Below are 13093 nucleotides of genomic sequence, written 5' to 3'. Positions count from 1 at the left end.
TTCGTGCGTCATGAGATGCACGGAGGTGGGATCTTTGCTGTTCGGGACGAAGGGGGTGGGTGGTGGCCGTGGACGGGGACTTCGAGGACTTCGTGCGCGAGCGCGGCACCGCGCTGCTGCGCATCGCATGGCTGCTCACGGGTCACCACGCCGACGCCGAGGACCTGCTGCAGGAGGCTCTCGCCGGCCTCGCCCGGCACTGGGATCGGGTGTCCGGCGAGGGCAGCCCGGAGGCCTACGTGCGCCGAGCACTCCACCACGGGGCGATCGACGGGTGGCGCCGACGAGCCGTGCGACCGCGGGTCGTCGGTGAGCCCACGGGCCACGAGGCCGCGGTCGGGGACGCCTTCGAGGACACCGATCGTCGCGTCGTGCTCCGCGACGCGCTGATGCGCCTCACCCCCCGCCAACGCGCGGTGCTCGTGCTGCGCTTCTACGAGCAGCACACCGAGGTGGAGACGGCCGCGGTCCTCGGCTGCTCCCCCAACACGGTGAAGTCGCAGACCCGCCATGCGCTGAAGCGCCTGCGCGAGCTCGCCCCCGAGCTGGCGGCGACCTTCGAGCGAGAGGAGGCCACGTCATGAGCTCCCTGCACGACGCCCTGCGCGAGCTGGCCGAGGAGGTCGACGGTGTCCCGGAGGGGCTCGCGGAGCGCACCTGGGCCGCCGGTCGTGCTGATGTCACCCGCCAGCGTCGCACCCGACTCCTCGCGTCCCTCACCGCGGTTGCGGCCGCCGCCGCTCTCGTGTGGATCGCCGTCGTCAGCGGGCTGGGGAGGACCGACTCCGCCCCCGCCGAGCCCTCCCCCGACGAGCTGCCCGTCGCGGTCACCGGTTATCCGCAGCGCGTGGTCGACCCCGGTCACGTCGACCCCCTTCCGACGAAGGGAGTACCCCTCACCGCGGTCATGCACTCGCGGACCCGAGGCGACGGGGGCGGCTGGCTCGCCCTTCGCCCCGACGGGTCGCTGTGGTCGCTGCCCGACCTGTTGCCGGCGAAGCCTCCGGCGACGATCGACGCACCCGTCGAGCAAAGCGGCTACGCGGACGACCAGCGCGTGCCTCTCCCTTCGCTGGACCCGACGGGACGGTGGATCGCCGCCTTCGAACGACCCGCGGACCAGACGCAACCGCGGCTGGTCATCATCGACGTCACCACCGGAGAGCGCGCACACCAGCGCAATGTCCTCGGTGGCGCCGAGCCCAGTGCGCGGGACCTCGTCGGCGGGACCTGCTTCGCCGGGCCGGGTGCGCAGCTGCACTGGCGGCCGGGCGGCGGCTCGCCACGCGTGGCGCTCGCGTGCGACAGTGACACGGGACGACAGGTCACGGTCGTCGACACCCGTGGCCGGGTGGTGACGACGGTGGTCGTCGAGAGCACACCCGGCGCTCTCCTTCGGACGCAGTCCTGCACCCGCGGGCTCGCCGGCTGGCTCGACGAGCGCCGGTTGCTCGACCTCTGCCTCGTCCAGCCGCACGGTGGCGAGCGGCTCATCACCGTCGAGGTCGATGTCGACGAGGGCCGGGCCACGGAGCTCGGTGCGCAGCGCCGCTCGGCGGGTGTCCCGATGCTGGGCGGGGTCATCTGGGACGAGCGCAACCTGCACCTCCGCCAGACCGGGACCACGACCGGGCTGGACATCGCCTGGGGCGGAGGCCTCGACGGGGTCATGGCCGCGCGGGCAGCGGACGTCGCCGGCTCGTCGTCCTTGGTGAGGGCCCCGACCCAGCTCGCCTCGGCCCCGACCGGAGCGGACGTCGTCGGCTCTCGGGTCCGCGTGGCGGACCACGTGATCTTCTATGCCAATGCCGAGGTCGGGGTCATGACGCTCAACACGCCTGTCGACCCTGCGGTGTCCTTGATGGTCGTCGACCCCGGGCTGCAGGTCGACGCGGTGAGCGTCGCGCAGACTGCGCTCCACGGCGAGGTGACCCGGCACCACCTCGGGGTGCGCACGTCGTGGTGGTCGTGGCACCCCTGGCTCACCGCCCTGGCGCTGGCCGGAGTGCTGACCCTGCTCTCCGGCATGGTCGTCTCCTTCGTCAGGTCCAACGTGCGCCCTGGGGCCGTGACGTCGACGTCGATCGCCGTGGTCGTCGGCATCCTGCTGGCGGTGCTCGTCGTGACGATCGCGATCAGGACCACGGAGGAGCCGGCCCCGCTCCCTTCGCCCGGGGTGACGGTGCAATAGGTCTACGGCACCTGACCGAAGGTGTGCCGCCGCACCCAGGCGTGCATCGCGATCGCCGCAGCCGCGCCGGCGTTGATCGAGCGGGTCGAGCCGAACTGGCTGATCTCGAGCACGACCTCGCACGCCGCGAGCATCTCCGGCGAGATCCCCGGGCCCTCCTGGCCGAGGACGAGGACGCAGTCGCGGGGCAGGTCGTGGGTCTCGATCGGGACCGAGCCCGGCACGTTGTCGATGCCGATGATGCGAAGGGGGGTCCCCCCTTCGCCCGCCGTCGCCGCCCACTGCGTGAAGTCCTCGACGGACGGATGGTGGTGCTCCACCTGGTAGCGGTCGGTGACCATCGCGCCACGCCGGTTCCACCGCCGCCGGCCGACGATGTGGAAGGCGGCGGCCCCCATGGCGTTGGCCGTGCGCACGACGGAGCCGATGTTGAAGTCGTGCTCCCAGTTCTCGATGGCGACGTGGAAGGCGTGCCGCCGGGTCGCCAGGTCCGCGGTGATCGCCTCGTGGGACCAGTAGCGGTAGCGGTCCTCGACATTGCGCCGGTCGCCGTCGCGGAGCAGCTCGGGATCGAGACGCGAGTCGTCGGGCCACTCGCCCACCCACGGGCCGACGCCGTGGCTCACAGGCGACGCGGAGGGTCCGCCCATAGCCTTGGCATGATCATCCGGGGTGCTCACGGGCCCCCACCGTAGACGTCACCGCCGCGGAAGGGCCGCATGAACACCATCGTCGAGTGGGTCCTCGACCTCATGGACCGGATCGGGGGGCCCGGCATCGCGCTGGGCATCTTCCTCGAGAACGTCTTCCCACCGATCCCTAGCGAGGTGATCCTGCCGCTCGCCGGCTTCACCGCCGCACAGGGCCGCTACTCGATCGTCGAGGCGGTGCTCTGGGCGACGTTCGGATCGGTCGCCGGTGCGCTGCTGCTCTACGGCATCGGCGCGGCGCTCGGGATCGACCGGCTCAAGGTCATCGCGCACCGGATGCCGCTCGTCGACGTCGCCGACATCGACAAGGCCGACGCGTGGTTCACCAGGCACGGGCCCAAGGCCGTCTTCCTCGGTCGCTTCGTCCCCGGGATCCGCAGCATCATCTCGATCCCCGCCGGCATCGACCGCATGCCGCTGGCGAAGTTCCTCGGCTACACGACCGCCGGCTCGCTCATCTGGAACTCCCTCTTCGTCTGGATCGGCTTCCAGCTCGGCGACCGCTACCACCTCGTCGAGCAGTACATGGACCCGATCAGCAAGGTCGTCTACGTCCTCATCGTCCTCGCCGCCCTCGGGGTCGTCGCGTGGATGTGGCGGCGCTCGGTGCGCCGCAGCCACGACCCCGACGACCACATCGACGTCGAGACCCTGGAGTAGCCACCCCCGGTCCCTGAGGTGCGAGGCCGTCCGCGGCCGAGCCTCGAAGGGAAATCCGGTGCGCGTTGTCGGTGCCGCCCCCTAGCGTGGACCGACATGACCGCACCCGTGATCGAGGCCTCCGGCCTGGTGAAGACCTTCGGTGACTTCGTGGCCGTCGACGACGTGAGCTTCGAGGTCCCCCAGGGCACCGTCTTCGGCCTCCTGGGGCCCAACGGCGCCGGCAAGACGACGACCGTGCGCATGATGACCACGCTCGCCACCCCGACGCGGGGCACCGCGCGGGTCGCCGGGCACGACGTCGTCGCCGAGCCCGAGGCGGTGCGCGCGAGCATGGGCTTGACGGCGCAGTCCGCCACCGTCGACGACCTGCTGACGGGGAAAGAAAATCTGCGCCTCATCGGCGACCTCTACGGCCTGCCGCGTCGCGAGGTGCGGCGTCGGGCCGACGACCTGCTCGAGCGGTTCTCGCTCGCCGAGGCGGGCAACAAGGTGGTCAAGGACTACTCCGGCGGCATGCGCCGACGGATCGACCTGGCCGTGAGCCTCATCGCCCACCCCTCCGTGCTCTTCCTCGACGAACCGACGACCGGCCTCGACCCGCGCAGCCGCGTCGAGCTGTGGGAGGTGCTGCGTGACCTCGTGCGTGACGGCACCACGCTGCTGCTCACGACCCAGTACCTCGACGAGGCCGACCAGCTCGCTGACCGCATCTGCGTCATCGACCACGGGCGGATCATCGCCCAGGGCACCCCGCTCGAGCTCAAGGACCAGTCCGGTGCCACGAGCCTCGTCGTCACCGTCTCCCGCCACGACGAGGTGGCCCGCGCCGCCGAGCTCGTCCGTGAGGCCGTCGGCGAGGTCCACGTCGACGCCGACGCCCGTCGGCTGACCGCCCCCGGTGCCGGGGTCGCCGACCTCACCCGCATCGCCGGCGCCCTCGACGGCGCCGACATCGACGTCGACGACCTGGGCATGCAGCGCCCGAGCCTCGACGACGTCTTCCTCTCCCTCACCGGCCATGCCGCCGAGGAGTCCACCAACCAGGAGGCACTGGCATGACCGCCCAGGGCGACACCGGCTCCATCGCCGTCCCGCACGCGAGCCCGACACCGGTCGGCGCCGGTCGGGTCCGGCAGATCACCACCCTCGTGCGCCGCAACCTCACCCACATCAAGCGCCAGCCCGAGATGCTCACCGACGTGACGATCCAGCCGGTGATGTTCGTGCTGCTCTTCGCCTATGTCTTCGGTGGCTCGATCCAGATCCCCGGGGTCGACTACAAGCCGTGGCTGCTGCCCGGGATCATGGCGCAGACCATCGCCTTCAGCGCCTTCATCGTCGCCATCGGGCTCAACACCGACATCGGCAAGGGCATGGTCGACCGGCTGCGGTCGCTGCCCATCCGTCGTTCGTCGATCCTCATCTCGCGCAGCATCGCCGCGCTCATCCACTCGAGCATCGGCGTCGCCGTCATGTCGGTCACCGGGCTCTTCATCGGGTGGCGCCTGCACGACGGCGTGGTCAACGCCCTCGTCGGCTACGGGCTGCTGCTGCTCTTCGGCTTCGCGATGATCTGGATCGGGATCCTCGTCGGGTCGGCGATGCGCTCGGTCGAGGCGGTCAACGGCCTGATGTTCACGACGATCTTCCCGATCACCTTCCTGTCCAATGCCTTCGCGCGGACCGACGTCATGCCGAGCTGGCTGCGCACCGTCGCCGAGTGGAACCCCATCTCAGCCCTCAGTCAGGCGATGCGTGACAACTGGGGCGTCGCGGGACAGCCGCTGCGCGCCGACGCCCCGTGGCCGCTGCAGCATCCCGAGCTGGCGACAATCATCTGGTCGGTGGGCATCACGCTCGTCATCGCGCCACTGGCCCTGCGGGCCTTCAACGCCCGCACGACCGACTGAGGGAGCCGAGCGACCAGATAGACGGTCGCGGATACCTCGACCCGCTCGCCCGGACGTGTGGGGGGTCAGCGAGGGCCGTGGCCGAGGACGAGCGCGGCGAGCTGGGTGCGCGAGCGCAGGCCCGACTTGCGGTAGACCCGCGTCAGGGTGCCCTCGACCGTCTTGACGCTCAGGTGCAGCCGCTGGGCGATCTCGCGGTTGCTCGCGCCGTCGGCGACGAGCCCGGCCACCTGCTGCTCGGTGAGGGTGAGCGAGGCCAGGAGGGCCTGGGGGTCGCCGGCATCGGGCTCCTCGGGCTCGAGCGTGTGCAGCGCGGCTCCCTCGGGGAAGCGCGCCAGCACCCACGCGGTCCACGGCTCGGCGTGCAGCGGGCGCAGCACCTCGCGCGCCCGGCCGGCGGCCTCGCGGCTGCGCCCGCTCCGGCGGGCGCGGCGCTCGACGTGGGCGAGTGTCACCAGCGAGCGCGCCTGCTCGATCGGCAGCCGACGCTCCCCCGCGACCGTCGCCGAGCGGGTGACGAGCTCACGCGCTCGGTCGAGGTCACCCCGAGCGGCGGCAATCTCCGCCTCGGCCCGGTCGGCAGCGACGACGACTCCCGGCGCCCCGCGGCCGGCGGCGATCTCGGCGCGCACGCCGGCGAGCAGGTCCGCTGCCTCGTCGACCTCGCCGACGAGGGCCAGGGCGGTGACGGCATCGGTGTGCCAGCGCAGGGAGGTCACGTCCCTGATCCCGCTCGCCGCGTCGATGGCCCGCAGCTCGCGGAAGGCCTCGACCGCCTCGTCGAGCTCGTCGAGGTGCAGTCGGGCCAGACCGAGATGGGCCAGGTGCCGACGCAGGTAGCGCTCGTCCTCCTGCTCGCGCGCGAGCGCCACCCCGCGGGAGCTGACGACGGCGGCCCGCTCGAAGGATCCCCCGGCGCACTCCGCGATCGCCTCGATGTACCAGGTCGTCGCGACGGGGGTGTCGAAGTGCGTGGCCGCCCGGGTAGCCCGCCCGGCGAGCTCGAGCGCCTCCCGCCCACGCCCCTGCCTGGAGACGATCTCGACGAGGCTGCGCAGGACGTGGACGGTGTCATAGCCGGCGTCCTGCCCGACGGAGGCGAGCATGTCGACGAACTCCGCCCGAGCCCGACGCAGGTCGTCGTCGTGCAGCGCGAAGCGCCCGGCGATGTAGCGGGCGGACGTGTGGACGTGACCCGGTCGCGGCGTCCCGGCCAGCGCGGCGGCCGAGTCGATGAGCTCACGCGACCCGCCCTCGCCGAGGGTGCGAGTCACCGACGCGGCGACGGTGAGGGCGTCGACCTCGATGTCGGGCCGCCCGGCCCGCTCGGCGAGCTCGACGGACCGGCGGGCCAGCTCGAGCGCCGTGCGCAGCTCGTGCGTCCCCAGGAGCAGGCGGGCGCGCTGCAGCAGGACCCGCGCCTGGAGGTCGGGGTGCTCCCGGGCCGCCTGCAGCGCGGTGACGAGCACCTCGTCGGGCGAGACGTCGCCGAGCTCGACGAGCGCGAGATCGGCCCGGACCCGGTGCCCCGGGTCGGTGAGCCGCGCCGCGCCCTGGACGGCTCGGTGCAGCACCCGGCTCTCCTTGCCGATGACGGCATTCTCGAGGCAGCAGGTGATCCACTCGGCCCATTCGTCGGTGCGCGCGTCGGCCGCGAGGAGGTAGAGCTGGGCAGCGAGGTCGTGCTCGCCCCGTGCCGCGGTCTCCGCGGCCGAGGCGGCCAGGTCGGCCGGCGTGGTCGACGGGTCTCCGGCGAGGGCGCGGTGGTAGCGGGCCAGGGCCTCGGTGTCGGCTGCGGCAGCGAGCTCGGTGTGCAGCTGCACGAGCTCGTCGCTGTCGATCGACTCGAGCAGCACGTCGCCGAGCGCTGTCGGGGTGAGCCGGACGTAGTCGTCCTCGCTCACCAGGAGCGCGAGGGCCCGTGCCGTGCGGATGCTGTCGACGGCGTCGGCGCCGCCGAGACGGGTGAGGACCGCGGTCGTCGGCTGGTGCATCGCCGCGACCCGGCGCAGCGTGGCGCGCACGGGCGGCGAGAGCGCCAGGGCGCGTTGCCGCACGAGCGAGCGGACCGCCCGGGTCGCGTCGGCGGGCGACATGGCATCGACGGCCGCGGCGACGTCATGGGCCAGGCCGGGGTTGCCGCCGGACTCGCGGTGCGCCCACAGCGCGGTGTCGGTCGGCACGCCAGCCGTGGTGAGCATCTCGACGGTGTCGGCCCCCGCCAGCGGCTGGAGGTCGAGGTGGAGCAGCTGCAGCTCGCGCGCGGCGACCAGCCCCGGGACGAAGCCGGTCTCCGAGGAGACCTCCGGCGGCCCGACCCCCAAGAGGATGCCCAGCGCGCCGGGGCCGAGCGAGCGCGACGCCGCAGTGCGCAGGGCGGCGAGCGTCAGCGGGTCGAGGTGCTGGGCGTCATCGACCACAAGGACGAAGGGGGCCCGCCCCGCCTCGGTCGTCAGCAGCTCCGTCAGGGCGTCCCCGAGGAAGACCGCCGGGTCACCGACGGTCACGGACTGCGGGTCGAGCAGTCCGGCGCGCATCCGCTCGGGCAGCTCGTCGAGCGTCTCGGCCGGGAAGGCGGACGCGATGAGCGCGGCCCCGTGCCCGGGGGTGCCCAGACGCTGCACCCGGACGCTGATCGCGTGCGGGAGCCCTGCGGCGACGAGGTCGAGGACGGTGGTGCGGCCCATGCCGCGCGGGCCGTGGAGCGCGACAGCCTGACCGTCGAGCACCCGGGCGGTGATCGACGCGGCGAGCCGGGCGCGGCCCACCGGGGCCGCAGCGCCCGCGGCCTCGTGCCGAGCAGGCTGGATCACTCGTGCTCCTCCGTCGTCGGGGGGACGAGTCCAACGTAGCCCGCCGACCTGAACGCCGTGGGTCGGGCCCCCTTCGTCGGGGAGAACGCGGTGGTCACGGTCAGCGCGGTCGGATGACCTCTACACCGAGGAAGGGCTGCAGCGCCGCGGGGACGCGGACCGAGCCGTCGGCCTGCTGGTGGTTCTCGAGGATGGCCACGATGGGGCGGGTGCTCGTGATGGCGGTGCCGTTGAGCGTGGCGACCGTGCGGGTGCCGCCGCCCTCGGCGTTGCGCTCACGGATGTTCAGGCGCCGCGCCTGGAAGGTCGTGCAGTTGCTCGTCGACGTCAGCTCGCGGTACTTGCCCTGCGTGGGCACCCACGCCTCGCAGTCGTACTTGCGGCTCGCCGGCCCGCCGAGGTCACCGGCGGCGACGTCGATGACCCGGTAGGGCAGCTCGAGGGCCTCGAGGATCCGCCGCTCGATCCGCAGCAGCTCCTCGTGCTGGGCCTGGGCGTCCTCGGGGCGGCAGAAGACGAACATCTCGGTCTTCTGGAACTGGTGGACGCGGAAGATGCCTCGGGTGTCCTTGCCGTAGCTGCCCGCCTCGCGCCGGTAGCAGGTCGACGTCGACACGTAGCGGATCGGACCCTGCGAGAGGTCGAGGATCTCGTCGGCGTGGTAGCCGGCGAGCGCGACCTCGGACGTGCCCGTGAGGTACAGCTCGTCGGCGGGCAGGTGGTAGACGTCGTCGTGGGCGTCGAGGTAGCCGGTGCCGGCCATCGTCTCAGGGCGCACGAGCGTCGGGACGACGAGCGGGGTGAAGCCCTCCTCGGCGGCGACCTGCTGGGCGAGGGCCATGAGGGCGATCTCGAGCCGGGCGCCGGCGCCGCGCAGGTAGTAGAAGCGGCTGCCGCTCACCTTGGCCCCGCGCTCCATGTCGATGGCGCCGAGCAGCTCGCCGAGCTCGAGGTGGTCCTTGGGCTCGAAGCCCTCGGCGGCGAAGTCGCGCGGGGTCCCGACCTCCTCGATCAGGTCGAAGTCGTCCTCGCCGCCGGCCGGGACACCCTCCTGGATGACATTGCCGATCCGACGGATCGAGGCGTCGAGCTCTCCCTTCGCCTCGTCGGCGGCGGCCTCGAGCTCCTTGACGCGGGCCGACATCGCGGCACCCTTGTCGCGCAGCGCGGCGGCCTCGACCTCGAGCTCGGCCACGAGCGCGGCGTCCTCACCTTGCTTCTTCGCCTTGTTGAGCCGACCCATGACCGGACCGAGCTCCTTGCTCGCCGCCTTCTGCTCGGCCCGGGCGGACTCGAAGGCGCCGATGGTCTCGCGACGGCGCGCGTCGGCCGCGAGGACCGCGTCGACGAGGGACTCGTCCTCACCCCGGGCACGCTGGCTGGCTCGGACGGCTTCGGGCTGGTCGCGCAGGAACTTGAGGTCGATCACGACACGCAGGATATCCGCGATGACCGGTCACCCCTGCCGCCCGGGCCCGGGGAAGGGGGCCGGCGGGCCACCGCTGGGGTAGCGTCACGGCCGTGCCTGACTGGACCATGCTGGCGATCGCGATCGCCCTCTGCCTCGTGCTCGTCGCCGTCGTCGTCGCCCTCGTCCTGCGTGGACCGGCTGCCGCGGGGGCTCGGCACGCCGCGTCCCGGCCGGAGCGTCACCGCTTCCGCAAGGACGAAGGGAGCAAGCCCGCACCTCGTCGTGCGGCCATCATCATCAACCCGACGAAGTTCGACAGCGTCCCGGCGACCCGCGCCGAGCTGACCGCGGCCAGCCGCGAGCTGGGCTGGGACGAGCCGCTCTTCATCGAGACGACGATCGACGACCCCGGCACCGGTCAGGCCCGTGAGGCGGTCGAGGCGGGCGTCGACGTCGTCTGCCCGCTCGGCGGCGACGGCACCATCCGCGCGGTCGCGGTCGCCCTCGCCGGCACCCGCACGCCGATGGGCCTGCTCCCCCGCGGCACCGGCAACCTGCTCGCGCGCAACCTGGACATCCCCTTCGGCGCCGACCTCACCGAGGCGCTGCGAGTGGCCTACAGCGGCCGCAACAAGGCGATCGACGTCGCCTGGCTCGAGCTCGACCCGGCCGAGGAGGTCGCGACCGACGACTCCGGCCAGGCCGAGGACCCCGTCGAGGGCCCGCCCGTCGAGCGCCACCCCTTCCTCGTCATGGCGGGCATGGGCTTCGACGCGGCGATCATGGGCAACACGAGCGAGGAGCTCAAGGCACGCGTCGGCTGGACGGCCTACTTCGTCACCGGCTTCCGCAGCATCTTCATCAAGCGCTTCCGCGTGCGGTGGACCATCGACGGGCAGGCGCAGGAGCCGGTCCGGGCGCGCACGATCCTCTTCGGCAACTGCGGCACCCTCACCGGCGGGATCCTGCTGATCCCGAGCGCCCGCATCGACGACGGGCGACTCGACGGCGTCGTCGTCGCCCCCAAGACGATCATCGGCTGGGGCTCGGTCGCCGTGCGCGTGCTCGGCCGCTCCGAGAAGGACGGCACCGAGCTGATCCGCACCTCCGGCTCGACCTACACCGCCAGCGTCGACGAGCCGCACCCCGTGCAGGTCGACGGTGACGTCATCGGCGAGGCCTCCCGCCTGCGGGTGACCGTCGACCAGCAGGCGCTCATCGTGCGGGTCGCGAGCACCTGAGCGGGGACTCGACCGGGGCCCGCCCCACCCGTACCTCGATTTCCGGGTGACCCGAGAAACACCCCCTTCGCAAGGGTTTGAAACCCTTGCGAAGGGGGTGTTTCTCTTGTCGAGCGGCGACGAAGGGGGGTCAGCGCCCCGGCGCCACGCTCGCCATGACCTGGTCGACGAGCACCTCGGGTGCTGCGGTGAGGTCGAGCACGACCCCGTCCTCGTCGGGCTCGAGGTCCTCGAGGGTGTCGATCTGGGACTGCAGGAGCGAGGCGGGCATGAAGTGGCCCTGCCGCCCTTCGAGCCGCTCAGCGATGACCTCGGCCGACCCGTCGAGATGGGCGAAGACCACCCGGTGCCCCGCCCCGAGGGCAGCGACGTCGGCGCGCAGCACGTCGCGGTAGGTCCGCTTGAGCGCCGAGCAGGTGATGACCGTGTCCTCGCCGCGTGCGGCGTGCTCGGCCATCCACGCCGCGAGGTCGTGCAGCCAGGGCCACCGGTCCTCGTCGGTCAGCGGGATGCCCTGCGACATCTTGTCGATGTTGGCCTGCGGGTGGAAGGCGTCGGCCTCGGCGAAGACCCATCCGGTGCGATCGACGACGCCCTCCGCGACGGTGCTCTTGCCGCTGCCGGAGACGCCCATCGCGACGACGTGGACACTCATGTCACAGCACCAGGCTCAGCGCGAAGGCGAAGAGGAAGCCGATGCCTCCGATGAGCGTCTCCATGACCGTCCACGTCTTGAGCGTGGTCTTCTCGTCCATGCCGAGGAAGCGCCCGACGAGCCAGAAGCCGGAGTCGTTGACGTGCGACAGGACGGTGGCGCCACCGGCGATGGCGATGACGACGAGCACGAGGTCGATCGAGCTCAGGCCCGACGACGCCTCGATCGTCGGCGCCATGAGGCCGGCGGCCGTGGTCAGGGCGACGGTGGCGCTGCCCTGGGCGACGCGCAGCGCCGCAGAGACGACGAAGGCGGCCACGATGACCGGCAGCCCGGTCGACTCGAGGGTGTTGGCGAGCGCCTGACCGATGCCGCTGGCGCGCAGCACCCCACCGAACATGCCACCGGCACCGGTGATGAGGATGATCGCGCAGACCGGGGCGAGCGCGTCGTTCATGAGCGTCTCGACGTCGGCCTTGGTCCGGCGGCGCCAGCCGAGCGCGACCATGGCGAAGAGCGTGGTGATGAGCAGCGCGATCGGGGTCTTGCCGATGATCCGCAGGGCGTTGACCCACACCGCGTCACCGTCGACGGTGCCCTGCGTGGCCAGCGTGTTGAGGCCGGTGTCGACGAAGATCAGCACCATCGGCAGGAGGAGCACCGCGAGGACCAGGCCGAAGGACGGCAGGCGATGCTCGTCCCCCTTCGTCTCCGGGACGGGGCCACCGGACAGCAGGTCGGGCACGTCGACCATGTAGCGGCTGCCGGCCCACAGGCCGTAGAGGTAGGACGCGAGGTACCAGGTCGGCAGCCCGATGAGCAGGCCGAAGATCAGCAGCAGGCCGATGTCGGCGCTCACGAGGTCGGCCGCGGCGACCGGGCCGGGGTGCGGCGGGACGAAGGCGTGCATGACGGCGAAGGCACCGGCCGCCGGGAAGGCGTAGCGCAGGACCGAGCCGCCGAAGCGGCGGGCGACGCTGAAGATGATCGGCAGCATGACGACCAGGCCGGCGTCGAAGAAGATCGGGAAGCCGAAGAGCAACGAGGCGATGCCGAGGGCGAAGGGAGCCCGGTCCTCGCCGAAGCGCGCGATGAGGGTGTCCGCGAGGACCTGGGCGCCACCGGTCACCTCGAGCAGACGGCCGATCATGGCTCCGAGACCGACGAGCAGCGCCACCGAGGCGAGCGTCGCGCCGAAGCCGTCGGTCATGACCGTGACGACGTCGGCGGGGGCGATCTTCGTCGCGAGGGCGGTGAGGAAGCTGACGAGCACGAGGGCCACGAAGGCGTGGACCTTGAAGCGGATGATCAGCAGGAGCAGCAGCGCGACGGCGGCCGCGGCGATGGCGAGCAGGGGCCCGGAGCCGAAGGCGGGCTCGGGCACGGCGTCCTCGACGAGAAACATCATTGTCCTCCGGTGGGTGGTGTCGGGCGGTTGCCCGCCGGATACGGTCCCAAAAGTATGCTTATTGTGCAAGCAATCGTCATCCTTTTCTTTG

The 13093-nt window shown here is 72.1% G+C and carries 11 protein-coding genes; 6 read left to right on the top strand and 5 right to left on the bottom strand.

Annotation, left to right across the window (positions count from 1 at the left end; all coding sequences use genetic code 11):
* Nucleotides 1–68 precede the first annotated feature (68 nt).
* Together H7A72_RS01075 and H7A72_RS01070 are read left to right on the top strand one after the other, a co-directional pair.
* The gene (locus H7A72_RS01075; protein WP_223277722.1) at nt 69–584 is read left to right on the top strand and encodes a SigE family RNA polymerase sigma factor; all 516 of its coding nucleotides are present in this window, start codon (nt 69–71) and stop codon (nt 582–584) included.
* Nucleotides 581–2191 (top strand): hypothetical protein, encoded by a 1611-nt coding sequence (locus H7A72_RS01070; protein WP_185221358.1) that lies wholly within the window; start codon nt 581–583, stop codon nt 2189–2191. The genes H7A72_RS01075 and H7A72_RS01070 overlap by 4 nt, the downstream gene beginning before the upstream one ends.
* A gap of 2 nt (nt 2192–2193) precedes the next feature.
* Here the strand turns inward: H7A72_RS01070 and H7A72_RS01065 are convergent, their stop codons facing one another.
* On the bottom strand, nt 2194–2841 hold the full coding sequence (locus H7A72_RS01065; RefSeq protein ID WP_185221357.1) for a TrmH family RNA methyltransferase: 648 nt from the start codon (nt 2839–2841) through the stop codon (nt 2194–2196).
* Between the two features lie 69 nt (nt 2842–2910).
* On the opposite strand from H7A72_RS01065, the gene H7A72_RS01060 reads away from it, so the two are divergent.
* From H7A72_RS01060 to H7A72_RS01050, 3 genes are all read left to right on the top strand, one after another.
* A complete protein-coding gene (locus H7A72_RS01060) occupies nt 2911–3561 on the top strand; it encodes a DedA family protein (RefSeq protein ID WP_185221356.1) in 651 nt (216 codons plus the stop codon).
* A 96-nt stretch (nt 3562–3657) separates the two neighbouring features.
* Entirely contained in the window at nt 3658–4623 is a 966-nt protein-coding gene (locus H7A72_RS01055; protein WP_185221355.1) for an ATP-binding cassette domain-containing protein, read from the top strand.
* Nucleotides 4620–5474: an ABC transporter permease gene (locus H7A72_RS01050; protein ID WP_185221354.1), complete on the top strand. Its 855-nt coding sequence runs from the start codon at nt 4620–4622 to the stop codon at nt 5472–5474. The genes H7A72_RS01055 and H7A72_RS01050 overlap by 4 nt, the downstream gene beginning before the upstream one ends.
* Before the next feature lie 65 nt (nt 5475–5539).
* Here the strand turns inward: H7A72_RS01050 and H7A72_RS01045 are convergent, their stop codons facing one another.
* A complete protein-coding gene (locus H7A72_RS01045) occupies nt 5540–8287 on the bottom strand; it encodes a LuxR C-terminal-related transcriptional regulator (RefSeq protein ID WP_185221353.1) in 2748 nt (915 codons plus the stop codon).
* A gap of 100 nt (nt 8288–8387) precedes the next feature.
* Entirely contained in the window at nt 8388–9716 is a 1329-nt protein-coding gene (gene serS, locus H7A72_RS01040; protein WP_185221352.1) for a serine--tRNA ligase, read from the bottom strand.
* Nucleotides 9717–9808: 92 nt separating this feature from the next.
* On the opposite strand from serS, the gene H7A72_RS01035 reads away from it, so the two are divergent.
* Entirely contained in the window at nt 9809–10939 is a 1131-nt protein-coding gene (locus H7A72_RS01035) for a diacylglycerol kinase family protein (protein ID WP_223277721.1), read from the top strand.
* 130 nt (nt 10940–11069) lie between these two features.
* Here H7A72_RS01035 and H7A72_RS01030 read toward each other — a convergent pair whose 3' ends face one another.
* Together H7A72_RS01030 and H7A72_RS01025 are read right to left on the bottom strand one after the other, a co-directional pair.
* Entirely contained in the window at nt 11070–11594 is a 525-nt protein-coding gene (locus tag H7A72_RS01030) for a gluconokinase (protein ID WP_185221351.1), read from the bottom strand.
* A 1-nt stretch (nt 11595) separates the two neighbouring features.
* The gene (locus H7A72_RS01025; protein WP_185222245.1) at nt 11596–12999 is read right to left on the bottom strand and encodes a GntP family permease; all 1404 of its coding nucleotides are present in this window, start codon (nt 12997–12999) and stop codon (nt 11596–11598) included.
* Between the last annotated feature and the right edge of the window lie 94 nt (nt 13000–13093).

Origin of the sequence: Janibacter sp. YB324 (genome assembly GCF_014217915.1) — a bacterium.
Taxonomy (GTDB): domain Bacteria; phylum Actinomycetota; class Actinomycetes; order Actinomycetales; family Dermatophilaceae; genus Janibacter; species Janibacter indicus.
Note: the sequence above shows the minus strand (reverse complement) of the source record. Positions and strands in the feature narration are given on the sequence as shown.

Coding starts and splice junctions, on each gene's coding strand:
- H7A72_RS01070 (WP_185221358.1), top strand. CDS start 581: ATGAGCTCCCTGCACGACGCCCTGCGCGAGCTGGCCGAGGAGGTCGAC.
- H7A72_RS01065 (WP_185221357.1), bottom strand. CDS start 2,841: ATGGGCGGACCCTCCGCGTCGCCTGTGAGCCACGGCGTCGGCCCGTGG.
- H7A72_RS01060 (WP_185221356.1), top strand. CDS start 2,911: ATGAACACCATCGTCGAGTGGGTCCTCGACCTCATGGACCGGATCGGG.
- H7A72_RS01055 (WP_185221355.1), top strand. CDS start 3,658: ATGACCGCACCCGTGATCGAGGCCTCCGGCCTGGTGAAGACCTTCGGT.
- H7A72_RS01050 (WP_185221354.1), top strand. CDS start 4,620: ATGACCGCCCAGGGCGACACCGGCTCCATCGCCGTCCCGCACGCGAGC.
- H7A72_RS01030 (WP_185221351.1), bottom strand. CDS start 11,594: ATGAGTGTCCACGTCGTCGCGATGGGCGTCTCCGGCAGCGGCAAGAGC.
- H7A72_RS01025 (WP_185222245.1), bottom strand. CDS start 12,999: ATGTTTCTCGTCGAGGACGCCGTGCCCGAGCCCGCCTTCGGCTCCGGG.